Annotated in this window: 18 protein-coding genes; 9 read left to right on the top strand and 9 right to left on the bottom strand. The window is 62.3% G+C overall.

The annotated features are described in order from the left end of the window. Positions 1-190: 190 nt before the first annotated feature. Positions 191-625, top strand: coding sequence for a YccF domain-containing protein (locus AB5Y95_RS05710; RefSeq protein ID WP_368159928.1), 435 nt, complete (start codon positions 191-193; stop codon positions 623-625). Between the two features lie 72 nt (positions 626-697). Next, positions 698-1,288, top strand: coding sequence for a 5'-deoxynucleotidase (gene yfbR / locus AB5Y95_RS05705; RefSeq protein WP_010633794.1), 591 nt, complete (start codon positions 698-700; stop codon positions 1,286-1,288). A gap of 86 nt (positions 1,289-1,374) precedes the next feature. On the opposite strand, the gene lolE is transcribed toward yfbR, so the two are convergent. Genes lolE through AB5Y95_RS05690 form a run of 3 tightly spaced genes read right to left on the bottom strand, consistent with a single transcriptional unit; the run spans position 1,375 to position 4,590 of the window. Beyond that, complete coding sequence (gene lolE / locus AB5Y95_RS05700; RefSeq protein ID WP_005301531.1) at positions 1,375-2,616, bottom strand: lipoprotein-releasing ABC transporter permease subunit LolE; 1,242 nt, start codon at positions 2,614-2,616, stop codon at positions 1,375-1,377. Beyond that, the gene (gene lolD / locus AB5Y95_RS05695; RefSeq protein ID WP_005301532.1) at positions 2,616-3,314 is read right to left on the bottom strand and encodes a lipoprotein-releasing ABC transporter ATP-binding protein LolD; all 699 of its coding nucleotides are present in this window, start codon (positions 3,312-3,314) and stop codon (positions 2,616-2,618) included. The genes lolE and lolD overlap by 1 nt, the downstream gene beginning before the upstream one ends. A gap of 40 nt (positions 3,315-3,354) precedes the next feature. Beyond that, complete coding sequence (locus AB5Y95_RS05690; RefSeq protein WP_337079527.1) at positions 3,355-4,590, bottom strand: lipoprotein-releasing ABC transporter permease subunit; 1,236 nt, start codon at positions 4,588-4,590, stop codon at positions 3,355-3,357. A 76-nt stretch (positions 4,591-4,666) separates the two neighbouring features. Between AB5Y95_RS05690 and AB5Y95_RS05685 the strand changes: the two genes are divergently transcribed. Continuing rightward, positions 4,667-5,242, top strand: coding sequence for a hypothetical protein (locus AB5Y95_RS05685; RefSeq protein WP_010633791.1), 576 nt, complete (start codon positions 4,667-4,669; stop codon positions 5,240-5,242). 9 nt (positions 5,243-5,251) lie between these two features. Beyond that, positions 5,252-8,716, top strand: a complete 3,465-nt coding sequence (mfd, locus tag AB5Y95_RS05680; RefSeq protein ID WP_368159925.1) for a transcription-repair coupling factor — start codon at positions 5,252-5,254, stop codon at positions 8,714-8,716. An 86-nt stretch (positions 8,717-8,802) separates the two neighbouring features. Here the strand turns inward: mfd and fbp are convergent, their stop codons facing one another. Further along, positions 8,803-9,837, bottom strand: coding sequence for a class 1 fructose-bisphosphatase (gene fbp / locus AB5Y95_RS05675; protein ID WP_017781392.1), 1,035 nt, complete (start codon positions 9,835-9,837; stop codon positions 8,803-8,805). 384 nt (positions 9,838-10,221) lie between these two features. Between fbp and AB5Y95_RS05670 the strand changes: the two genes are divergently transcribed. Continuing rightward, complete coding sequence (locus tag AB5Y95_RS05670; RefSeq protein ID WP_368159921.1) at positions 10,222-11,838, top strand: peptide ABC transporter substrate-binding protein; 1,617 nt, start codon at positions 10,222-10,224, stop codon at positions 11,836-11,838. 48 nt (positions 11,839-11,886) lie between these two features. Here AB5Y95_RS05670 and AB5Y95_RS05665 read toward each other — a convergent pair whose 3' ends face one another. The 3 genes from AB5Y95_RS05665 to sixA form a co-directional block, all read right to left on the bottom strand. Further along, positions 11,887-12,804 carry a DMT family transporter gene (locus AB5Y95_RS05665; RefSeq protein ID WP_368159918.1) on the bottom strand — a complete coding sequence of 306 codons (918 nt, stop codon included), beginning with the start codon at positions 12,802-12,804 and terminating at the stop codon, positions 11,887-11,889. A 201-nt stretch (positions 12,805-13,005) separates the two neighbouring features. Next, on the bottom strand, positions 13,006-13,212 hold the full coding sequence (locus AB5Y95_RS05660; protein WP_005301545.1) for a DUF1107 domain-containing protein: 207 nt from the start codon (positions 13,210-13,212) through the stop codon (positions 13,006-13,008). A gap of 133 nt (positions 13,213-13,345) precedes the next feature. Further along, a complete protein-coding gene (gene sixA / locus AB5Y95_RS05655) occupies positions 13,346-13,813 on the bottom strand; it encodes a phosphohistidine phosphatase SixA (RefSeq protein WP_017784731.1) in 468 nt (155 codons plus the stop codon). 162 nt (positions 13,814-13,975) lie between these two features. On the opposite strand from sixA, the gene AB5Y95_RS05650 reads away from it, so the two are divergent. Beyond that, positions 13,976-16,750: an insulinase family protein gene (locus tag AB5Y95_RS05650; RefSeq protein WP_368159915.1), complete on the top strand. Its 2,775-nt coding sequence runs from the start codon at positions 13,976-13,978 to the stop codon at positions 16,748-16,750. Positions 16,751-17,057: 307 nt separating this feature from the next. Here the strand turns inward: AB5Y95_RS05650 and AB5Y95_RS05645 are convergent, their stop codons facing one another. Then, positions 17,058-17,711, bottom strand: a complete 654-nt coding sequence (locus AB5Y95_RS05645; protein WP_368159913.1) for a thiopurine S-methyltransferase — start codon at positions 17,709-17,711, stop codon at positions 17,058-17,060. A 216-nt stretch (positions 17,712-17,927) separates the two neighbouring features. Continuing rightward, positions 17,928-19,277, bottom strand: coding sequence for a leucine-rich repeat-containing protein kinase family protein (locus AB5Y95_RS05640; protein ID WP_368159910.1), 1,350 nt, complete (start codon positions 19,275-19,277; stop codon positions 17,928-17,930). Positions 19,278-19,590: 313 nt separating this feature from the next. Between AB5Y95_RS05640 and AB5Y95_RS05635 the strand changes: the two genes are divergently transcribed. The 3 genes from AB5Y95_RS05635 to AB5Y95_RS05625 all read left to right on the top strand — a co-directional run. After that, positions 19,591-20,355 (top strand): SDR family oxidoreductase, encoded by a 765-nt coding sequence (locus tag AB5Y95_RS05635; protein ID WP_368159908.1) that lies wholly within the window; start codon positions 19,591-19,593, stop codon positions 20,353-20,355. Positions 20,356-20,406: 51 nt separating this feature from the next. Beyond that, entirely contained in the window at positions 20,407-21,234 is an 828-nt protein-coding gene (locus AB5Y95_RS05630; RefSeq protein ID WP_042050540.1) for a bifunctional transcriptional activator/DNA repair enzyme AdaA, read from the top strand. Between the two features lie 419 nt (positions 21,235-21,653). Further along, a partial coding sequence (locus AB5Y95_RS05625; protein ID WP_368159954.1) for an IS481-like element ISAs19 family transposase occupies positions 21,654-22,662 on the top strand: 1,009 nt, incomplete at its 3' end.

The raw sequence follows: 22,662 nt of genomic DNA, 5'->3' as shown, positions 1-22,662 counted from the left end.
CAGACTGCAAGAATTTGCACTTGCTCACCTTTTTTCGTGCAAGAGCCTACTTTTTCAGCTCATCAGCCGGCAGACCGGCCACGGCGTGCAGGCTGCGACCCAAATTGTCCGCCCCGCCCCTTCAACCATTGCGTCCATGACCATCGCTCGTTATGGTGGCAGCCATCTTGATAAGTCTGGAGTCACCGACATGGCCTTTTTCCGCTTCTTGTTCAATCTGCTCTGGTTCGTACTGGGAGGCGTCTTCATGGGGCTGGCCTGGTGGCTGGCCGGACTGCTCTGTTTCATCTCCCTCATCGGCATCCCCTGGGGACGCGCCTGCTTCGTCATCGGCACCTTCACCTTCTTCCCGTTCGGCAAGCAGGCAGTCAACCGCAAGACCATGGCGGGGTTGAGCGACATGGGCACCGGCACCATGGGGCTGATTGGCAACATCATCTGGTTCGTGCTGATCGGGATCTGGCTGGCCATCGGCCACATCGCCTCGGCGCTGGCCTGCTTCGTCACCATCATCGGCATCCCGTTCGGCATTCAGCACCTCAAGCTGGCACTCATCAGCCTGGCCCCCATCGGCCAGATGATCGTCACCAATCAGGAAGCCGAATCCGGTCGCTATATTCGTTAAGGGCGATGCCGCCGACCGCAAAAAAGGGCAGACTAGGGTCTGCCCTTTTTCATTGCCATCTTGAGGTACCCCATGCTGCCCAGCCACTTCTTCGCCAATCTCGCCCGCATGAAACTCATCTACCGCTGGCCGCTGATGCGCAACATCCAGCCCGAGAACATCGCCGAGCACAGCCTGCAGGTGGCCATGGTGGCCCACGCCCTCGGCCTCATCAAAAACCGGCTCTTTGGCGGCAGTGTGGATGCCGATCGCGCCGCCGTGATGGCCCTTTATCACGACAGCAGCGAGGTGCTGACCGGCGATCTGCCCACCCCGGTCAAGTACTTCAATCCCGAGATTGCCCGCGAATACAAGAAGATTGAGTTGGCGGCCGAGCAGCGCCTGCTTGGCATGTTGCCGCCGGAGCTGGTGGAGGATTTTCGCCCGCTGCTGGACTCGGGTGCCCAGGACGGCGAGCTGGCCAGGTTGGTGAAGGATGCCGACACTCTCTGCGCCTATACCAAGTGCCTGGAGGAGATCAACGCCGGCAACCGGGAGTTCGAGCCGGCGCGCAAGCGCCTCGAGCAGATGCTGGCCGCCCGGATGAGCGACGAGATGCGCTACTTCATCGACATCTTCGTGGCGAGCTTCTCCCTGCCACTCGATGAACTCAACGCCCATTAAACCAGCCAGCTCCCCTCAAAACAGAAAGACCCGCCGGTTTGCGCCGGCGGGTCTTTCGTTTTTATCAGCAGGCAAGATGCCGCGTATCAGTGCCCCAGCTCGCGCGACGGCACCAGCCCGCTCGCCCGCCAGGCGGGGTAAAGGGTCGCCACCAGGCTCATCAGGATGGCGGCGCCGGTCACAATGAGCAAGTCCTGCATGTGCAGCTCGGTCGGCAGAAAGTCGATGAAGTAGATGTCCGGATTGAGGAAACGGTGGCCGATCACCCCTTCAATGGCGCTCAGGATCTGGGTCAGCTTGCTGGAGAGCAGGCCGCCCAGCAGGGCGCCGAGCAGAGCCCCTGCCACCCCGTTCACCATCCCCTGAATGACGAAGGTGAGCCGGATCTGGCCCGGGCTCGCCCCCATGGTCTTCAAGATGGCGATCTCGCTGCGCTTCTCGTTCACCGCCATCACCAGGGTGGAGACGATGTTGAAGCAGGCCACCGCCACCACCATCAGCATCACCACGTACATCACGGTGCGCACCATCTGGATGTCCTGATAGAGATAGCCCTGGCGGCTCATCCAGCTGCTGATGTAGACGTAGTGCGGAAACTTCTGGGCGGCCGCCACCGTGATGGACTGCGCCTTGAGCACGTCGTTCACCTTGAGACTGAAGCCCTCTACCGCGCTACCCATGCCGGTGATGGCCTGGGCATCCGCCAGATGCATGAAGCCGAGCACCCCATCGAGCTGGCCGCCGATCTCGAGCAGCCCCACCACCTTGAGGGTCTCCCGCTTCGGATTCTTGATGCCGGTGGCATCGCCCCCCTGAGGCAGCAGCAGGGTGACGGTATCCCCTATCTTGACCCCCAGCTTGTCGGCGATGGTCTTGCCGAGGATGAGACCGTGCTCGCCGGCTTGCAGTTCGCGCAGGCCGCGCCCCGTCATGTAGTTGCCCGCATCGGAGAGATTGGCCTCGAGCTCCGGCAGCACGGCGCGCACCTGCAGCCCCTTGAGGGCGCTGCCGTGCTCCAGCAGGCCGTCGAGCCGGATCACCGGGGCGGCAGCCTCCACCCCGGGCTGTGCCAGCAGGTAATCCCGCAGTTTGGGCCAGTTGGGGAGCGGCGCCTCCATCCCCATCAGCTCGCCGTGGGGCACCACGGAGAGCACCCGGTTTTTGAGCTCCCGCTCAAAGCCGTTCATGGCGGAGAGCCCCAGGATCAGCGCCATCACCCCGAGGGCGATGCCGATGAGGGAGGAGGCGGAGATAAAGGCGATGAAGCCGTTGCGACGACGGGAGCGGCTGTAACGCAGGCCCAGAAACAGGGGCAGCGGTTTGAACATCAGGCGACCTCCGCCATCACGCCGCTCACCAGGGTCACCCGGCGATGGAGCTTGGCCGCCAGGCTCAAGTCGTGGGTCACCACCACGAACGCGGTGCCGAGCTCACGATTGAGCTCGCAGAGCAGCTCATAGACGGCGGTGGCGCTGGCGTGATCCAGGTTGCCGGTGGGCTCGTCCGCCAGCACCAGGCTGGGTTCGTTGACCAGGGCGCGGGCGATGGCCACCCGCTGGCGCTCACCACCGGAGAGCTCGGACGGTCTGTGGTTGAGACGATGGGAGAGTCCCACCCGCCCCAGCATCTTGCTCGCCTTCTCGGTGGCGCTCGCCACCGACTCGCCGGCGATCAGCAGCGGCATGGCGGCATTTTCCAGCGCACTGAATTCGGAGAGCAGGTGGTGGAACTGGTAGACAAACCCCAGCTCCTGGTTGCGAAACTTCGCCTGGGTGCGGCTGTCCCAGCGGTGGATATCCTGCCCCTTGAACAGCACGGCGCCGCTGGAGGGGTTGTCGAGCGCCCCCATCAAGTGCAGCAGGGTGGTCTTGCCGGAGCCCGAACTGCCCACCACCGCCAGCATCTCGCCGGGCGCCACGCTAAGATCGATGCCCTTGAGTACCTGGGTCTCCAGATCGCCCTCTTTGTAGACATGGTTGAGGGCCTGACAGCGCAGCAGCGGCTCGCAGGAGACGGATTGATTCATAAAGGGGGCTCCACTTGCACCAGTAACAACAGAAGATGAATTATTCATAGCGCAGCGCCTCCGCCGGTTTGACCCGGGCCGCACGGGCTGCCGGATAGAGGGTGGCGCTGAAGCTGAGCAGCACGGCGCCCAGCAAAATGGTCACGACCTGGGCGGGTTCGACGATGACCGGCAGGCCTGAGCCGCCGGCCGTCATATAGAGGTTGAGCCCCACAGCATTGAGCAGGGGGTTGAGCCCCATGGAGAGTGCCAGCCCCGCCAGCCCCCCGAACAGGGCGCCGATGACGCCGCTGGAGGCCCCCAGCACCATGAAGATCTTGACGATGCCAGACTCGCTCATGCCCATGGTACGCAGGATGGCGACCTCCCCTTCCTTGTCGGTCACCACCATCACCAGGGCGGAGAGGATGTTGAAGGTGGCGACCGCGATGATCAGCACCAGCATCAGACCCATCATCCGCTTCTCCATGGCCACCGCCTGGAACAGCTCGCCGCGCTCGCGGCGCCAGTCCTGCCACTCTAGCCCGTCAGGCAGCGCCGTCTTCACCACCTGATCAGCGGCGAAGGGATCATCCAGCCAGAGGCGGATGCCGCCTACCTTGTCCGCAGGCAGGCGCAGCAGACGCTGGGCATCTCCCAGCGCAATCAGGGCAACCTGGCTGTCCACGTCGGCGCCGACCCCGAAGATGCCGGAGACGGTGAAGAGGCGCTGGGCCGGCACCCGGCCAAACGGGGTGAAGCGGGTGCCTTCGGTCAGGATCAGACGGACCTGGTCGCCCATGGAGACCTTGAGACGATTGGCCACCCCCTGCCCCAGCACTATGTGGTATTCGCCGGCTTGCAGGCTGTCCAGACGCCCCATCTGCATCTGGGCGTGCAGGATGTCATCCTTGGGCCACTGGGCGGGATCGATGCCCTGCACGCTCACGCCGGTGAGCTGACCGGGGCTTTGCAACATGCCTTCGCTGTCGAGCATGGGGGCATGGGCGATCACGTGGGGCAACTTGGCCAAGTCCGGCAGCCCCTGCGGCGCGGCGTCGATGCGCCCCGCCGGGCTGGTCACCACCACATGGGGGATCACCCCGAGGATGCGCCCCTTGAGCTGCCCTTCAAAACCGTTCATCACCGAGATGACCACCATCAGGGCCGCGACCCCGATGGCAATGCCGAAAGTGGAAAACAGGGAGATAAATGACACGAAGCGATTGCTGCGTCGCGAGCCTGCGTAACGCAGGCCGATGGCCAGCGACAGTGGCTGAAAAAGTCCAGTCTTCAAGGATATCTACGTTGCCAACAAAATAAGATACCGGATAATAAAGGGAAACCGTCTATGACAACAAGGGATAGCCTCCATGCAGGAACAGTTCTTCAGTGTCACCCATGCCACGCCGGTCAATGTGATCCCCATGCCCGGCGATTTTCACCTGCCCTCGCTGGAGGCACTGGAAGCCGAGCTGCCCGAACCCTTTCGCATCGCCTCCTCCATCACCTCCATCGACATGGTGACCAGTCGCCTGCTCCGCAACCAGAGTGAGTCGATGCACGATCTGGTGGAGATCATCAACCAGCAGTCGCGCAAGATCGACATGATCATGGGCTATGTGCTGTCGGTGCAGGATCACCCGGAGCACCGCTTCCACACCCTGCGCTTTGGCGCCGGCCAGCTCACCTATCTGCACCCGCGCCAGGGCCACGGCGAGGCACCGCACCTGCACCAGATAGTGCGGCTCAAGATCTTCCTGCGCGAAGAGGCCTCCGCCATCTACTGCTACGGCCAGGTCAAGCAGCTGGAACCGAGCGAGCACGGCACCCAGGTGGTGCTCGACTATGTGCGGATCCGCGAGGATGACCGCGAATTGCTGGTGCGTGCCAGCCTGCATATCCAGTCCAAACAACTCAAACTTCGTGCGCAAGACCGTCAACGTTAAAAGAATCGAATGATGCCAATGAAGCTCCCCGCCTTGCCCGCCAAGGCGGGCCAAAAGTTAACGCTCGGCCAGCTGACAGGCAGCAGCCTCTCGCTGATGGCCGCCCGCCTCACCCAGGAGGCGCATCGCCCCGTCCTGCTGGTGACCGCCGATACCCCGAGCGCCCTGCGCCTCGAACAGGAACTGCAATACCTGTTGGCCGACACCGACTGTCCGGTGCTGCTGTTCCCGGACTGGGAGACCCTGCCCTACGACACCTTCTCCCCCCATCAGGACATCATCTCCCAGCGGCTCGAGACCCTCTACAAGCTGCCGCAGATGAGCAGCGGCGTGCTGATCGTGCCCATCTCCACCCTGATGCTGCGCACGGCGCCTCGGGTCTATCTCGACAAATACAGCCTGATGGTGAAAAGCGGCCAGCGCCTCAACCTGCAGCAGCTGCGCGCACGCCTGGCCGAGGCAGGTTACGTGGCGGTAGAGCAGGTGCTGGAGCACGGCGAATTTGCCGCCCGCGGCTCCCTGCTCGATCTCTTCCCCATGGGCAGCAGCAGCCCCTATCGCATCGATTTTTTCGACGACGAGGTGGACTCCATCCGCCCGTTCGACCCCGAGACCCAGCGCTCCAGCGAGCCGGTCAAGAGCGTCAGCCTGTTGCCGGCCCGGGAGTTTCCCACCGATGAAGCCGCCATCGAGCTGTTTCGCGGCCAGTATCGCGAACAGTTCGAGATCTCCCGCGCCGATGGCTCCATCTATCAGGAGGTGAGCAAGGGGCGCTGGCCGGCGGGCATCGAGTACTATCTGCCGCTCTTCTTCCAGCAGACCGCCAGCCTGTTTGATCACCTGCCGGACAACACCCTGCTGCTGACCGTGGGGGAGATCTACCCCGCCGCCCAGCGCTTCTGGAACGACATCGGCCAGCGCTACGAAGACAGGCGCTGGGACAATACCCGTCCCCTGCTGCCGCCCCAGCAGATCTACCTGCCGGTGGAGCAGCTGTTTGCCGCCCTGGGCCAGTATGCGGCCGTACGGCTGCAGGAGGCCCCCACCGCCGGTGATGCAGGCCAGCACGACCTGCCCCTCTCGGCGCTACCGGATCTTCAGCTCGATCACAGCAAGGAGCAGCCGCTGCTGGCCCTCAGCCAGTTCCTACAAGATTTTGCCGGCCGCACCCTGTTTGCGGTGGAGTCCGAAGGACGGCGCGAGGTGCTGGGGGACCTGCTGGCGCGCATTGCGCTGCAACCCAAGGAGTTCACCTCGCTCGATGCCTTCATCACCAGCAAGGCCCGCCATGGCCTGCTGGTGGCACCGCTCGAACGCGGTTTCTTGCTGCGAGAGCCGGGGCAAGAGGAGCTGGCGCTCATCACCGAGACCGAACTGCTGGGCGGCAAGATCCGCAGCAAACGGCAACGGGAGAAGAGCAAGAATTTAAGCTCCGATGCGGTGATCCGAAACTTGGGCGAGCTGACCCAGGGTCAGCCGGTGGTGCACCTGGATCACGGGGTCGGCCGCTATCTGGGGCTGGAGACCATAGACGCCGGCGGCCTGCCCACCGAGTTTCTGACCCTGGAGTACGCCGGTGGCGACAAGCTGTTCGTGCCGGTCACCAGCTTGCATCTCATCAGCCGCTACACAGGTTCCGACAATCCGCCCAGCCACAAGCTCGGCGGCGAGGCCTGGGTCAAGGCGCGGCGCAAGGCGGCCGAGAAGGTGCGCGACGTGGCGGCCGAGCTGCTCGATGTCTACGCCCACCGCGCGGCCCGCGCCGGCTTTGCCTTCAAGCACGACCGCGAGGCCTATCGCCAGTTTGCCGCCGGCTTCCCGTTCGAGGAGACCGACGATCAGCTCAACGCCATCAACGCCGTGCTCGGCGACATGTGTCAGGCCAAGAGCATGGACCGCCTGGTGTGCGGCGACGTGGGCTTTGGCAAAACCGAAGTGGCGATGCGAGCGGCCTTTGTGGCCGTGCACGGCGGCAAGCAGGTGGCTGTGCTGGTGCCCACCACCCTGCTCGCCCAGCAGCACTACGACAACTTCCGCGACCGCTTCGCCAACTGGCCGGTGCGGGTAGAGGTGCTGAGCCGCTTCCGTTCCGCCAAGGAGCAGAGCGCGGTGATGAAGGAGATGGCCGAGGGCAAGGTGGACATCATCATCGGCACCCACAAGCTGCTCGGCGCCGAGCTCACCTTCAAGGATCTGGGCCTGCTCATCGTCGACGAGGAGCATCGCTTCGGGGTGCGCCAGAAGGAGAAGATCAAGGCGCTGCGCGCCGACGTGGATATTCTCACCCTTACCGCCACCCCCATTCCGCGTACCCTCAACATGGCGATGTCGGGCATGCGGGATCTCTCCATCATCGCCACCCCACCCGCCAAGCGCCTGGCCATCAAGACCTTCGTGCGCCAGCATGAGCCGGCGGTGGTGCGCGAGGCGGTGCTGCGGGAATTGAAGCGCGGCGGCCAGGTCTACTACCTGCACAACGACGTGGAGAGCATCGAGAAGTGCGCGGCGGATCTTGCCGAGCTGGTGCCGGAGGCGCGCATCGGTATCGCCCACGGCCAGATGCGCGAGCGCGAGCTCGAGCGGGTGATGTCGGATTTCTACCACCAGCGCTTCAACCTGCTGGTCTGCACCACCATCATCGAGACCGGCATCGACGTGCCGAGCGCCAACACCATTATCATGGACCGGGCGGATCATCTGGGCCTGGCCCAGCTGCACCAGCTGCGGGGCCGGGTCGGCCGCTCCCACCACCAGGCCTATGCCTACCTGCTCACCCCTCATCCCAAGCTGATGACCAAGGACGCGGCCAAGCGGCTGGAGGCCATCGCGTCGCTCGAAGATCTCGGCGCCGGCTTTGCGCTCGCCACCCACGATCTGGAGATCCGCGGCGCCGGCGAGCTGCTTGGCGACGATCAGAGCGGCCAGATCGAATCGGTCGGCTTCACCCTCTACATGGAGATGCTGGAGCAGGCGGTGGAGGCGCTCAAACATGGCAAGGAGCCGTCGCTCGAACAGCTCATGAGCCAACACACCGAGGTGGAGCTGCGCCTACCTGCCTTGCTCCCGGACGACTACATCCCGGACGTCAACATGCGGCTCTCCATGTACAAACGGATCGCCAGCGCGGCGGACGAGCAGGAGCTGCGCGAACTCAAAGTGGAGCTCATCGACCGCTTCGGCCTGCTGCCGGAGCCAACCAAAACCCTGATGGAACTGGCCGCCTTCCGCCAGCGCGCCACGGCGCTGGGCATTCGCCGGGTGGAGATGAGCGAGCGCGGCGGCTATCTGGACTTTACCCAGGAAACCAAGGTCAACCCTGCCTATCTGGTCAAGCTGCTCTCCGAGCAGCCGCGCATCTACAAGATGGACGGGCCGACCCGGCTTCGCTTCCAGGTGCCGACCCAGGATCGGGCCATGCGCCTCAAACTGGTGGATGGTCTGCTGGCGGATCTCGCCAGCCACGCCAGCCCCTGAGGTAGCATTCCTTGAGCGGCTAGCCACTCACCCAAATAAAACGGGAGCCATATTGGCTCCCGTTTTTTATCCCGTGACACAAGCGGTCAAGCCTGCTCGGCCGGGTTCTCGTGGGCGGAGAACTCCCGCATGAAGGCCTCGGCCCGTTCCACCATCTTGGTGGAGCCCACGAAATAGGGGGTGCGCTGGTGCAGCGCGGTGGGCTGGATATCCATGATGCGGTTGAAGCCGTCGGAGGCTCTGCCACCCGCCTGCTCCACCAGGAACGCCATGGGGTTGCACTCATAGAGCAGACGCAGCTTGCCGTTCGGCGAGTTGGTGCCGGACGGATAGATGTAGATGCCACCCTTGAGCAGGTTGCGGTGAAAATCGGAGACCAGAGAACCGATATAGCGAGAGGTATAAGGGCGGTGGGTCGCCTCGTCCCGCTCCTGGCAATATTTGAGGTACTTCTTCACCCCGTCCGGGAACTTGATGTAGTTGCCCTCGTTGATGGAGTAGATCTTGCCCTCTTCCGGAATGCGGATGTTCTCGTGGGAGAGGCAGAAGCAGCCGATGGAGGGGTCGTAGGTAAAGCCGTTGACGCCAAAACCGGTGGTGTAGACCAGCATGGTGGAGGAGCCATAGACCACGTAACCGGCGGCGACCTGGCGGTTGCCCGGCTGCAGGAAGTCTTCCAGGGTGACGCCGGCACCCGGCTTGCTGACCCGGCGATAGATGGAGAAGATGGTCCCGACGGAGACGTTGACGTCGATGTTGGAGGAGCCGTCGAGGGGATCTATCAGCACCACGTACTTGGAGTGGCGGGAGAGCTCGGAATCGAAGGAGACGAAATCCTCCTCCTCTTCGGAGGCCATGCCACACACCTCGCCACGGGCTTCGAGCGCCGCCTTGAAGCGCTCGTTGGCGTAGACGTCCAGCTTCTGCTGCACCTCGCCCTGCACGTTTTCAGCACCCATGGAGCCGATGATGTCCGCCAGCCCCGCCTTGTTGATCTCCCGGTTCACCACCTTGGCAGCCAGGCGAATGGAGCTGAGCAGGGAGGTCAGCTCGCCGGTCGCAGTGGGATAATCCGCCTGCTTTTTGACGATGAACTCGCCCATGGTGATCATGTTTCGCATTATGGTTCCTTTAAGATCGTTTCCGTTGGCATTGAAAACGTTTGCAAGCATCAGCAAAAAAAGTGCCGATCCTCGGCAGCGTTGTTTTGTAACCTAATGTAACGTCTGTTTTTTGTTTTTGCAGCGAATTAAGCCGCTTGATAAATGCGCATTCCCGCCATTTTTTCTGCCCGGCGCTCGCCATAAACTGGTTTCAATCGGTAACTTTTCGAATGTTAATTCGTGGCAAAAAATCACGAAGATGTTGCCATGAAGGCGCCAAGATCCCCGCTCTGCCCCCTATCTGGGGCGCATGCCAAAGGAGACCGGCCTGCCTCTTGAGATCTCGCCATCAATCCCGCACACTGGCCAGGCTTTGGAAGCAAAAAAACATAAGGATATTCAATGAAAAGGACTCTCATTGCCGGCACGGTGGCCGCACTGTTCGCACTCCCCGTCCTGGCGGCTCAGGTACCGGCCGGTACCAAGCTGTTACCCGCAGAGCAGCAAACCTTCATCCGCAACATAGGTACCGAACCCGCCTCCATCGATCCCCAGATGGTGGAAGAAAGCGCAGGCAGCGAAATCGTCAACGATCTGTTCGAGGGGCTCTACACCCTGGATGGGGACGGCAAGCTGCAGCCTGCCGGCGCCCTGGGTTACCAGCTCGATCCCACCGGCACCGTCTACACCTTCAAGCTCAGACCCGATGCCAAGTGGTCCAACGGCGAGCCGGTGACGGCGGCCGATTATGTCTATGGCTGGCAGCGGGCGGCGGATCCCAAGAACGCCTCCAACTATGCCTGGTTCATCGAGCTGACCGGCGTCACCAATGCCGCCGAGGTCATCCAGGGCAAGCAGAGCCCGGATACGCTGGGCATCAAGGCGCTCGATGACCATACCCTGCAGATCACCTTGAAAAACCCGGTCCCCTTCTTCCTGAAGACCCTCTCCCACTACACCACCTTCCCGGCGCCGAAGGCGACCATCGAGAAGTTCGGTCATGAGTGGGTCAAGCCGGGCAACATCGTCTCCAACGGCGCCTTCGTGCTCAAGGAGTGGACCCCCAACGAACGTCTCATCGCCGAGCGCAACCCCCATTACTGGGACAACAAGAATACGGTGCTGAACAAGGTGCTCTATCTGGAGATCGTCTCCGATACCGCCGCCTACAACCGCTACCGCGCCGGCGAGCTGCACTACACCAGCTACCCGCTCGAGCAGTACAAGCAGCTCAAGCAGCAGAGCCCGCAGGAGCTGGTGAGCGTGCCGACCCTGGCCACCTACTACTACGTGTTCAACACCCAGCGCAAACCGTTCGATGACCCCAAGGTGCGCAAGGCGCTGTCGCTGGCCATCGACCGGGACACCATCACCGAGAAGATCCTGGGACAGGGTCAGATCTCCGCCTTCAGCCTGACTCCGCCCATCGTCGACGGCTTCGAGCTCAAGCGACCGGCCAGCGAGCTGATGAGCAAGGAGGAGCGGATCAAGCAGGCCAAGGCGCTGCTCGACGAGGCGGGCTACGGCCCGGACAAACCACTGACGGTGGACATCCTCTACAACACCAACGAGGGGCACAAGAAGATAGCGCTGGCCATCTCCTCCATGTGGAAGCACAACCTGGGTGTCCAGGCCAAGCTCAACAACATGGAGTGGAAAACCATGGTCTCGGCCCTCAACGAAGGGGATTTCGGGGTCAGTCGCTACTCCTGGAACGGGGACTACAACGATGCGTCCACCTTCCTCGATATCCTGACCTCCAGCAGCAGCGCCAACAGCGGCAAGTGGTTCAACAAGGAGTACGACGCCCTGCTGAGCAAGGCCCACGACTCGCAGGATGGCGCCGAGCGCAACCGCCTCTATCAACAGGCGGAAGCGGTGATCGAGGCCGACGCCCCCATCGCCCCGGTCTACTTCTACGTCAAGTCCCGCCTGCTCAAGCCCAACATCAAGGGCTACCCCTACCAGAATCCGCAGGATCTGGTCTACTCGAAGGACCTCTACCTCACCGCGCAGTGAGGCTAGCTATCCCGCATAAAAAAAGACCGCCATTCGGCGGTCTTTTTTTCAATCCTCCTGGCAGGCGGCCAGTGCCACCCTGCGCCGGCGCAGCACCACAGGTTGCACCAGCAGCTGGGCCAGCAAGACCCCAAACAGGGTCATGCCACCGCCGATCAGGTGGTAGCTGGTGAGCCGCTCGCCGAGCCAGCTGATGGCCAGACCGGCGGTCATCACCGGCAACAGGTTCATGAAGATGGCGGTGCGACTTGCCCCGAGCAGAGCAATGCCCTGCATCCAGAGCCAGGGGGACAGGGCCGAGGTCGGGATCCCCGCATAGAGGATGAGCCAGAGCGCCCGCCCGTCCGGCCAGTGTCCATCCACCAGCAGATAAAACGGGGTGAGAAACAGCAGGCTGCAGAGCACCTGGCCGTAGAGCATGGACCAGTTGTCGAGCCCCAGATCCCACTTCTTGAGCAGCACGCTGTAGAGCGCATAGGTGCCCGCCGACAGCAGCATGTAGACGGAGCCGATGTGGATGCCCTGGGTAAAGAGGCGGGCGGGATCCCCCTGCCCCAGCAAAATGGCCAATCCCAGAATGGAGATGACGCCGCCTAACAGCGCACCCCAGGTGGGACGTTCGCGCAGCAACCAGATGCTGAGCAGCACAGTCATCAACGGCGTCAGCCCCATCATCAGGCCGATCTCGGTCGCCCCCAGGGTCTGCGCCGCGTAGTAGCCGAAGGTCTGGTTGAGCACCATGCCAAGCAGGGCCTGCGCCGCCAGCTGATAGAAACCGGCCCGCAGTTTGGCTCGCTCGCGCCAGGCCCGATGGGCCAGAAACGGGGTCAGCACGATGGCGGCCACCATCCAGCGTGACCAGGCCAGCGCCGCCGGTGAGAGCACCCCCACCGCCAATTTGCTGACGATGGCGTTGCCGGCCCAGATGGCCATGCAGGAGAAGGGAAACAAGAAGGCAAGGGGCATCGCTATATCCAGAAAAAGCCAGCGGGTATTTCAGGCGGGAGTATAGGGAGGCCGGCAGGATTAGCAAGCGCCAGGCCGTCCGGGGTGGATTGCCTGACAAAAAGGGGAACCGAACAGCGCCAAAGAGGCCGGAATGGCCCCAAAAACAATCATGCCCGCGCGGTGGCGGGCATGACGCGGATCAGCGAGGTGACGAAGCTATCACGCCGCATCCATGTGCAGTCTCGAGATCAACGCGTTGACCTCGACCACGGTCTGGCGGTGGGGAATGTCCGCCGACGTGGGCATCATCAGCAAGCCGGACTGGAAGTCGAAGCGTCCTCTGCCGTGGATGTAAATCCGCCCCTTGAAGAAGGTTTTGACATGTTTTGCCACCATCAGTGGCAGGTACTTCTTGAATACTCTCATCGTTTGCAACCTCTTGCAGTTGTATCCGTATGACAGCAGCTTCTGCGAAATAATTCCGTCAAATCTGTATAAAAATCCGGAAAAATCGCAACTCTCTTCCCCAAAAAACCAATCTATAACTTTTTATTAACTTTTAGCGTATTGTATGTGGTCCTTCCAGCCAGAGCAAGACCCCCTTGCCATCCTGCCACTCGATACAGGCCAGGCCCGAGGTGGCAAACATGGGGGCACCCGCCGCCGGACAGAGGCTCTGCACCAGGTATCCCACCAGCGGCAGGTGGCTCACCATCAGGATGCTGTCGTGCTTGGCTGCCAGCGTGGTGAGGTAGCTCGCCACGAAGGCCGGATCGCCATAAGGGGTGATGTCACCGCTCTCTTCGACGGCCCCCGCCTTGGGTAATTCACTGCATATGCTCTGCCAGGTTTGTCTGGCGCGCAGATAGTTGCTGTGGATCACCCGATCCAGCTTGCCGCCAAGCTGGGGGGCCAGCCAGCGAGCCATGTGGATGGACTCTTCGATTCCCTGCTCGGTCAGTGGACGCTGTTCATCTGTTTTCGCATTCATGCCAGCCTGGCCATGACGCATGATGTAGATTTTCATTACAACCTCGCCCAACGGGCCTGTTTTGATAGCGGGGGGATCTTACCCCGCCATGCCGGGGGAAACAATTGCGCTACCTCTCAGAAAAGGGTTTGCCTCACCGGGTAGCGGGGTCGATAATCATGTTTAAATTCAAATAAATCCAACAAGAGTCACGCGCCAATGAGCCCATATGCCAGTCCCAACGACCATCGGCAATACCACTATCTGGAGCTGGCGAACCGGCTCAGGGTCTTGTTGATCTGCGATCCCGACACCGACAAGTCTGCCGCCTCACTGGCCGTCAACACCGGCCACTTCGACGATCCGGCGGACCGGCAGGGGATGGCTCATTTCCTTGAGCATATGCTGTTCCTTGGCACCTGCACCTATCCCAAACCTGGTGAATACCAGCAATTTATGAGCCGTCATGGCGGCAGCAACAACGCCTGGACCGGCACCGAGTTCACCAACTTCTTCTTCGAAATCGACAACGGCTTCTTCGAGGCAGGGCTGGATCGCTTCTCCCAGTTCTTCATCTGCCCCACCTTCGATCCCGAGTGGGTGGACAAGGAGCGCAACGCGGTCGACTCCGAATACCGCCTCAAGCTGCAGGACGACGTGCGCCGCAGCTACCAGGTGCACAAGGAGACGGTCAATCCCGCCCACCCCTTCGCCAAATTCTCGGTGGGCAATCTGGATACCCTGGCCGATCTGCCCGGCCGGGATCTGCGCTCCGACCTTATCCGGTTTTACGAAACCCACTACAGCGCGGATCTCATGGCGCTGGTGATGCTATCGCCAGCCACCATCGAGACCCAGCTGGGTTGGTGCGATCGCTTTTTCGCTCCCATTTTGAATCGCAATCTGGGAACGCCGACCCTAGACATGCCCCTCTACCGGCTCGATGACCTGGGCATTCGCATCCAGATCAACCCGGTCAAGGAGACCCGCAAGCTCGCGCTCACCTTCCCGCTGCCCAACGTGGATGAGTATTACGACAAGAAGCCCCTCACCTTCCTGAGCCACCTCATCGGCTACGAAGGGGACGGCAGCCTGCTCTCCCTGCTGAAAGCGAAGGGCTGGGTCAACCAGCTCTCCGCCGGCGGTGGCATCAGCGGCGCCAACTTCAAGGATTTTGGCGTCAACTTCGGGCTGACCCCGCTCGGGCTCGAACACGTCAACGAGATAGTGACGGCCCTGTTCGGTTACTTGAAGCTCATCGAGCGCGGCGGAGTGGAAGCCTGGCGCTATGACGAGAAACGCACCGTACTCGAATCGGCGTTTCGTTTTCAGGAGCGGGGCCGGGCGCTCGACACCGTCTCCGGGCTGGTGTTGAACCTGTTCAGCTACGCCCCAGATGACCTGCTCTACGGCGACTACATGATGCGCGCATACGACGAGCCGCTCATTCGCCGCCTGCTCGCCAAGCTCACCCCGCACAACCTGCGCATGACCGTCACGGCGCCGGAGCTCGGCACGGACCGGCTGGCCCGCTGGTATCAGACCCCCTACAGCGTCTCCATCATCACCGAGGCGGAGAAGATCCGCTGGCAGCAGAGCGAGCCGGATCCGGCGCTGGCCCTGCCGCTGCCCAACCCCTTCATCAGCAACCGGCTCGACGTGCGCACGCCCGAGCTTGCCGCCGACATGCCCGCCTGCCTCATCGATCGGCCCGGCTTTCGGCTCTGGCACCTGCACGAGCATCAGTTCAGCGTGCCCAAGGGCAACCTCTACATCTCCATCGACAGCGAGCACGCGGTCAAGAGCCCGCGCCACATCGCCATGGCACGCCTCGCGGTGGAGCTGCTCACCGACCACCTCAACGCCCTCACCTACCCGGCGGAGCTGGCGGGGCTCGGTTACCAGATCTATGCCCACCAGGGCGGCTTTACCATCAACCTGAGCGGCTTTGCCGACAAGCAGCCGCTGCTGCTCGACATGATCCTCGGCAACCGCACCCTGGGTTACCCGGATCCGGCCCGCTTTAGCGAAATCAAGGAGCAGCTCATCCGCAACTGGGACAACCAGTCCAAGGCGCGCCCCATCTCCCAGCTGTTCAACCAGCTCACCAGCCTGCTGCAGCCCAACAACCCGCCGTTCGAGCAGTTGCTGCGCCACCTGCGCAGCGTCGAACTGGACGAGATGCCCGCCTTCGTGGCGAGCCTCTTTGCCGAGGTGCACGTAGAGACCCTGGTGCACGGCGACTGGACCGCCGCCGAGGCCCTCGAGCTCGCCGCCCTGCTGGAGCGCCACCTCGGCGTCAACAGCCAGCCCAGTGCCGAGACCCGTCGCCCGCTCATCTCCATCCAGGACAGGGGCACCCTCATTCGTGAACAGGGCTGCGAGCATGAAGACTCGGCCCTGCTGGTCTACTACCAGTCGCGCACCACCCGGGCACGGGATCTGGCCTGCTTCACCCTGGCCAACCACATCATGTCCTCCACCTTCTTTCACGAGCTGCGCACCCGTCAGCAGCTCGGCTACGTGGTGGGGGCCGGCAACCTGCCCCTCAACCGCCATCCCGGCCTCATCTTCTACATCCAGTCGCCGGTGGCCGGGCCGCAGATCCTGCTGGATGCGGTGGAGGAGTTCATCGATCTGTTTCCGCTGGCCATGCTCGAGCTCACCGCCCGCCAGTGGCAAGACAGCAAGGCGGGCCTGCAGGCCCAGCTGAGCGAGCGGGATGCCAACCTGCGCAGCCGTGGCCAACGGCTGTGGGTCAGCATCGGCAACAAGGATCTGGGCTTTGATCAGCGCGAAAGGGTGTGCGAGGAGGTGGGCAACCTGAGCCGCGCCGATCTGGTGCGCTTTATCACCCAGCTGAGATCGAGAACGTCGGATCGGCTGATCCTCTGCAGCTATGGTCAGGGCCACGAGCACGACGAGCGCATCACCGGCCAGTTTATCGACGACCCGCGCGCATTCCGGCTCAATGCCGCCACCTTCGAGGCCTGATCAGGCCTCCTTTCCCTCTGTTGCAGCCAATAAAAAGCCGACCCCTTGGGGTCGGCTGGAAAAACCATAATCAATTGCGACCAGAGCCGCCAAAAGTGAACATGAGCGTGAAAATCAGACACTGAGTTGATGGTCGGCGGGCAGTCCCAAACCAGAGCGCGCCTGCCGATGACAACAGTGATTGAGAAACAGGCTCATCTTAGGCACTCCCCTCCCTTGTCACGTTGATCTATGTCAAAGGAGGTAATAAAGAGTCAACCAGCTGCAGCTTTATGGCCAGTTTTATCGCCTCAGCTCACGCTTTTGGTCAGGCCTTTGGACGGCGCACCAGCCGGTAGGCCACTTCGTCGAAGTAGGAGAGCTGGCCCGACAGCACCCTGGGGTGATCGAGCTCGGCCGCTCGCCCCAGCACCTCTACCTGGAAGTGGCGCTCGAACAGGGTGCGTACCTCCATCTCCCCCACCGAGAACGGCGGCTGGCGCTGCTGCTCCGGCTGATACTCCAGAGTCACCAGCAGGATCTGACCGCCCGCCTCGATAAGCCGGCTCATCAGCTCGGCATATTGACGGCGCATGGCGGTCGGCAGCGCAATGAGGGCCGCCCTGTCGTAGGCCAGCCGATAGCGGCGGCCAAGTTCGGGGGCGGCGAAAAAATCCCCCTCATAGATGCGCAGGCTGTCGTGCTGATGGCACTGATAGGGCCCCTCGGCACTCACCGTTTCGCTCAGTTTGTTCTCGCTGAAAAAGCTGTTGATGGCGACGGACGAGAGTTCGAACCCGTCGACCGGATGGCCCTGCCCGCTCAGCCAGAGCATGTCGCGGGACTTGCCGCACAGGGGCACCAGCACGGGCTCGCCCTGCTGCTGGGCCGACCACCAGGATTGCAGCCAGCGATTGAAATCCGCCTGATGAAAGCCGATCCGGTTCTCTTCCCAACGCTGATGCCAAAAAGCCGCTTCCATCCCGTCACCCCTGTCATGTAAAGATGCCTCAATATCACAACTTAGCCCGCTGCACGCAAGCACCAACAGGGCGGCAGCCGTAACTTTTGCCCAAAAAAGCACAGCAAAACAAAAAAGGGCCCCAAGGCCCCCTTTTGACATCTTTTTGTCATCCACTCCTGCTCTTGCTCGCCTGCTTTGCGCCTGCTTGCTACCGCGACGGCAGGGCGAGCCGGATCAGAGCAAGACTGGCTCGGCAAAGATGACCGCCGCCACCGCAGCTAGCCTGGCTGTAATCTGGGTAAAATCTGGGCGCGTCGCCACTACCTCGGCGAGACAGTCATCCACCAGCACATGCAGGGCATCCAGCCTGTCATCACGGGGGACACAGCGGGCCAGCAGCTCTTCCAGCAGGCAGCCGAAGGCTCTCACTTCCAATCGCTCCAGCAAGCCGGCCAGCTCGCCGTCGGTTCGCTCGTAACAGGAGGCGGCGCCGAAATCCCCGAGCAGCAGCCGGCCCTCCCTTTGTGAGGCGTACAGCATGTTGTGGGCGTAGAGATCGCCATGCAGGATGCCGCGCCCGTGCAGATGCAGCGCGGCGCTCGCCACCCCCTGCGCCATGGCCAGCAGCGCAGCCGGGGTAAAGCGAGCATCGGCCGGGTAGATGTCGCGAGTACAGGAGTCCAGGCTCGGCGGTCCCGCCAGGTTGATAAAATCGGGGTCTATCAGCGCCATCACCAGCGCCGGGATGCCGGAGGGGTGATCGCCCACCCGCCCCTCGACCCCGACCAGATGGGGATGACGGCCAGCCGCCAGCGACACCGCCAACTCGCAGCGGGGCAGCCCATCGCTGGTCACGGTCCCCTTGAAGCACTTGACCGCCACCGCCCGCGGCCCCGCTGGCGTTGCCAGCTCGGCGCGATGGATGACGCCGGATGCCCCCTGCCCCAGCAACTCGCCCACCTGCAGTGCAGCCCACGGGATGTCGGCCACCGAGGCGCACTGGCTCAACCGCTGCTCTTGCCTGTCGCTGAAGGGGTTGCCCGCATACGCCAACCAGGCAAGACGCGGCAGCCTCGCCAGCCAATCCGGAAGCGCCTCGAGCCGGTTGGCGGCGATACGCACCAGCTCCAGACGCTGGCAGTTGGCCAGGCTTGCCGGCAGCTCGCGCAGGCGATTGCCCGAGAGCATCAGCTTTTGCAGGGCGCCGCACTGACCCAGCTCATCGGGTAGCTGCTCCACCGCGTTGTCGGTCAGGATCAACCAGCGCAGCCCCGCCGGCAGCGACGCGGCGGGAACCGTGGCGATCCGGTTGGCCTTGAAGCCCACCATGGTGAGCGCCGGGCAGCGCCCCAGCACCTCGGGCAGCTCGGTAAAGCGATTCTCGGAGCAGAAAATGATGTGCAGCTTGCTGAACCCGGCCAGCTCGTCAGGCAGCCGACTCAACTGGTTGCCGGTGAGATCCAGCACCTCCAGCGTCTCTTTGAGACTAAAGATCTCGGGCGGGAACTCCGTCAGGTTTTCGGCGAGTTTGAGGTGGCGGGCGCCGCAGAGTTCACCTGCGCGCAGCTGTTCCAGGGTATGCATGACATCGTCTCTATCGGGGTGGCCGGCTCGCGGCCAGCGGCGCTGCCGGTGGTTGGCTCAGCAGTCAAACCGGCAGTCAAAAAAGAGGGAGCATTATAGAGAATGACGGCCGAAGATCCCCTGTTTTGTTGCCGCGAGGGCCGCTATCTGCGCGCAGCAAAGCGGCATGGGGGCAAAGAGAGCAAGATCCGGGTCGTGTCTGCGAGGGCTGGTTGCCATAGTGGAGCCGAACCAGCGTGGGGTCGAACCTATTGAGGTTCCAACCCACTGCCAACCCTGTGCGCCTGCACAACACACCTGCGAGGGAACTGCCATGTCATTACTGTCCAACAAGGTCGCCATCATCACCGGCGCCAGCTCCGGCATCGGCCGCGCCAGCGCCATCCTGTTTGCCCGGGAAGGCGCCAGCGTGGTGGTCGGCGCCCGCCGCCAGAGCGAGCTGGATCTGCTGGTGGAGGAGATCCGCCACGAGGGGGGCCAGGCGGTGAGCCTGGCGGGAGATGTGAAAAGCGAAACCTATGCCCGCGCCCTGGTGGATCTCGCGCTGACCCGTTTCGGAGGGCTCGATATCGCCTTCAACAACGCAGGCATCACGGGGACACCGGGCAGCGTGCCGGCGCTTGAACTGGCGCAGTGGCAGGAGACGCTGGATACCAACCTCACCAGCGCCTTTGTGGGGGCCAAGTACCAGATCCCCGCCATGCAGGCACGCGGCGGCGGTTCGCTTATCTTTACCTCCACCTTCGTCGGCCATACCCTGGGGCTGCCCGGCATGGCGGCCTATGCCGCGAGCAAGGCCGGCCTGATTGGCCTGACTCAGGTGCTGGCTGCCGAATATGGGGCACAAGGGGTGCGGGTCAACGCCCTGCTGCCGGGGGGCACCGACACCCCCATGGGGCGGGCCTTTACCAATACCCCGGAGAGCCTCGCCTTTGTGCAGAATATGCATGCCATCAAACGGCTGGCCCAACCGGAGGAGATCGCCCGCTCGGCCCTTTATCTCGCGTCCGATGCATCCAGCTTTACCACCGGCATTGCTCTGCTGGCCGATGGTGGGGTATCTATTTGTCGCACATGACCTTGTCGCACCCAAGATGCTGCGGCTGCAAACCTATCGTGAGAGCGCCTTATGTCTGATTACGCCCGCATCGCCGATGCCATCCGTTTTATCGCAAGCCAGGTGGCGCGCCAGCCCACCCTGGACGAGATAGCGGCGCACGTTCACTTGAGCCCCTTTCACTTCCAGCGGCTGTTCAGCCGCTGGGCCGGGGTGACACCCAAACGCTATCTGCAGGTGCTGACTCTGGAGCGGGCCAAGGCACTGCTGCAGGAGTCACGCCCGCTGCTGGAAGTGGCCGATACCCTGGGCCTGAGCAGCGGCTCGCGGCTCTACGATCACTTCGTGCAGCTCGAAGCGGTGACGCCGGGCGAGTACAAGCAACGCGGGGCCGGGCTGGTTATCGATCACGGGGTGCACGACACCCCCTTCGGCCAGGCGTTCGTCGCCCTGACCCCGCGAGGGGTGTGCAACTTCTCGTTTCTCGATGAGCAGGATCCACAGACGCCACTGGCCGCCCTCGCCCACAACTGGCCAGAGGCAGAACTTAGGGAGGCACCGTCACGTACCCAGGGGGTCATCCACACCATGTTCGATGGCAGCAAGGCGCCGGATCGCCCCATCTCCTTGCACGTGAGCGGCACCAACTTTCAGATCAGCGTCTGGCGGGCGCTGCTGCAGATCCCGCCTGCCAAGGTGGTGAGCTACGCCCAGGTGGCGAGCGCCGTCGGCAACCCCAAGGCCGCCCGCGCCGTGGGGCTGGCGGTGGGCGCCAACCCCGTCGCCTTGATGATCCCCTGCCACAGAGTCATCCAGCAAAACGGCAAACTCGGCGGCTATCACTGGGGCGAGACCCGCAAACAGGCGATACACGCCTGGGAAGCGGCGAGGTATGAGTGAGCTTGGCCTTTTCTGCTCGCCCTGATGGGAGGAAAAACAGGAGTGTTGGTGGTGAATCAGCAGACTATCAAACCATGCCGGACGAGCAGGCAGTGATATAAAGCAGGGGCATTAGAAGAGTCGGGGCGCAGATCGCCCCTTTTGTTACCTTGATAACGAGGCATGGCGCTCAACCACACCACCCCAACGGATTGACACAACAGGTAGGGTGCAATAAGCGCAGCGCATTGCACCGTTTGCAGAGCGGCTTTTGTACGGGGTATAAGGCTCAAAAATAGAGGTGCAATTTCATGGCCCCCTACGGCACTGGTTGTATGGAGATGGTATTCACCTGACAGTTGCCCACAAAAGGGAGTAGTCATACGGCTTCAAACCGGATAACAAAACGGTACCCCTACCGTGTTATCTGGAGTCACCGCATCACCACCAACGAGAAAGTAGCACGTCGCAAACTCAGCCTGCTAGAGCTCGCCAAAGAGCTCAATAACGTCAGCAAAGCCTGCAAGCTCATCGGATACAGCCGCCAGCAGTTCTACGAGATCCGGCGCAACTACCAGACCTATGGCGCCGAGGGGTTACTCGACAAATTGCCCGGTTGTAAAGGGGCTCATCCCAACCGGGTTGCGCCCGAGATTGAACAGGCCATCCTCGATTACTCCCTCACCAGACCAACCCATGGCCCGCTGCGGGTCGCGCAAGAACTGGCTCTGCAAGGCATCAACGTCAGTGCGGGAGGTGTGCGTGGCGTGTGGCAACGTCATGACTTGCTCTCCAAACATGACCGTTTGTTGCGCCTCGAGAAAACCCATAGGGAACAGACCATTGAGCTCAATGACGAGCAAATTCGCCTGTTAGAGCGCTTCAGTCCCGAGTTTCGCGAACGCCAGATAGAGGTCCACTACACCGGGGAACTGGTGGCGGTCGATACCTTCTTCGTCGGTGCACTCAAGGGGGTTGGCAAGGTGTATCTGCAAACCGTGCTGGACTGCTACAGCCGCCACGCCTGGGGACGACTCTACACCAGCAAGCTGCCGGTGACCTCGGTCCATGTGCTCAACGAAACGGTGCTGCCGTTCTTCGAGGCTCACGAGGCGCGGGTCTACACCATCCTGTCGGATAACGGACGTGAGTTCTGTGGGCGCCCTGACCATCATCCCTACGAGCTGTTCCTGCAACTGGAGGGGATTGAACATCGGACAACCAAAGTACGCAGGCCGCAGAGCAACGGCTTTATCGAACGGCTGCATCGTACCCTGTTGGATGAACACTTCCGTATCAAGGGGAGAACAACCTGGTATGAGTCGGTGGAGCAGATGCAGACAGACCTGGAGCACTACAACACCCAGCGGCCACATCAGGGCAGGATGATGGAGGGTCAGACCCCCTACAGCATGTTCAAAAAGGGTCTGAAATTGATACCGAAGGAAG

This window comes from Aeromonas sp. R5-3, from assembly GCF_040908225.1.
GTDB lineage: Bacteria > Pseudomonadota > Gammaproteobacteria > Enterobacterales > Aeromonadaceae > Aeromonas > Aeromonas dhakensis.
The sequence above is the reverse complement of the archived record's forward strand: the minus strand, read 5'-3'. Positions and strand labels throughout refer to the sequence as shown.

Excerpts from the sequence above, each read along its gene's own strand:
- AB5Y95_RS05710 (WP_368159928.1), top strand. The coding sequence starts at position 191 with ATGGCCTTTTTCCGCTTCTTGTTCAATCTGCTCTGGTTCGTACTGGGA.
- yfbR (WP_010633794.1), top strand. The coding sequence starts at position 698 with ATGCTGCCCAGCCACTTCTTCGCCAATCTCGCCCGCATGAAACTCATC.
- lolE (WP_005301531.1), bottom strand. The coding sequence starts at position 2,616 with ATGTTCAAACCGCTGCCCCTGTTTCTGGGCCTGCGTTACAGCCGCTCC.
- lolD (WP_005301532.1), bottom strand. The coding sequence starts at position 3,314 with ATGAATCAATCCGTCTCCTGCGAGCCGCTGCTGCGCTGTCAGGCCCTC.
- AB5Y95_RS05685 (WP_010633791.1), top strand. The coding sequence starts at position 4,667 with ATGCAGGAACAGTTCTTCAGTGTCACCCATGCCACGCCGGTCAATGTG.
- mfd (WP_368159925.1), top strand. The coding sequence starts at position 5,252 with ATGATGCCAATGAAGCTCCCCGCCTTGCCCGCCAAGGCGGGCCAAAAG.
- fbp (WP_017781392.1), bottom strand. The coding sequence starts at position 9,837 with ATGCGAAACATGATCACCATGGGCGAGTTCATCGTCAAAAAGCAGGCG.
- AB5Y95_RS05670 (WP_368159921.1), top strand. The coding sequence starts at position 10,222 with ATGAAAAGGACTCTCATTGCCGGCACGGTGGCCGCACTGTTCGCACTC.
- AB5Y95_RS05665 (WP_368159918.1), bottom strand. The coding sequence starts at position 12,804 with ATGCCCCTTGCCTTCTTGTTTCCCTTCTCCTGCATGGCCATCTGGGCC.
- AB5Y95_RS05660 (WP_005301545.1), bottom strand. The coding sequence starts at position 13,212 with ATGAGAGTATTCAAGAAGTACCTGCCACTGATGGTGGCAAAACATGTC.
- sixA (WP_017784731.1), bottom strand. The coding sequence starts at position 13,813 with ATGAAAATCTACATCATGCGTCATGGCCAGGCTGGCATGAATGCGAAA.
- AB5Y95_RS05650 (WP_368159915.1), top strand. The coding sequence starts at position 13,976 with ATGAGCCCATATGCCAGTCCCAACGACCATCGGCAATACCACTATCTG.
- AB5Y95_RS05645 (WP_368159913.1), bottom strand. The coding sequence starts at position 17,711 with ATGGAAGCGGCTTTTTGGCATCAGCGTTGGGAAGAGAACCGGATCGGC.
- AB5Y95_RS05640 (WP_368159910.1), bottom strand. The coding sequence starts at position 19,277 with ATGCATACCCTGGAACAGCTGCGCGCAGGTGAACTCTGCGGCGCCCGC.
- AB5Y95_RS05635 (WP_368159908.1), top strand. The coding sequence starts at position 19,591 with ATGTCATTACTGTCCAACAAGGTCGCCATCATCACCGGCGCCAGCTCC.
- AB5Y95_RS05630 (WP_042050540.1), top strand. The coding sequence starts at position 20,407 with ATGTCTGATTACGCCCGCATCGCCGATGCCATCCGTTTTATCGCAAGC.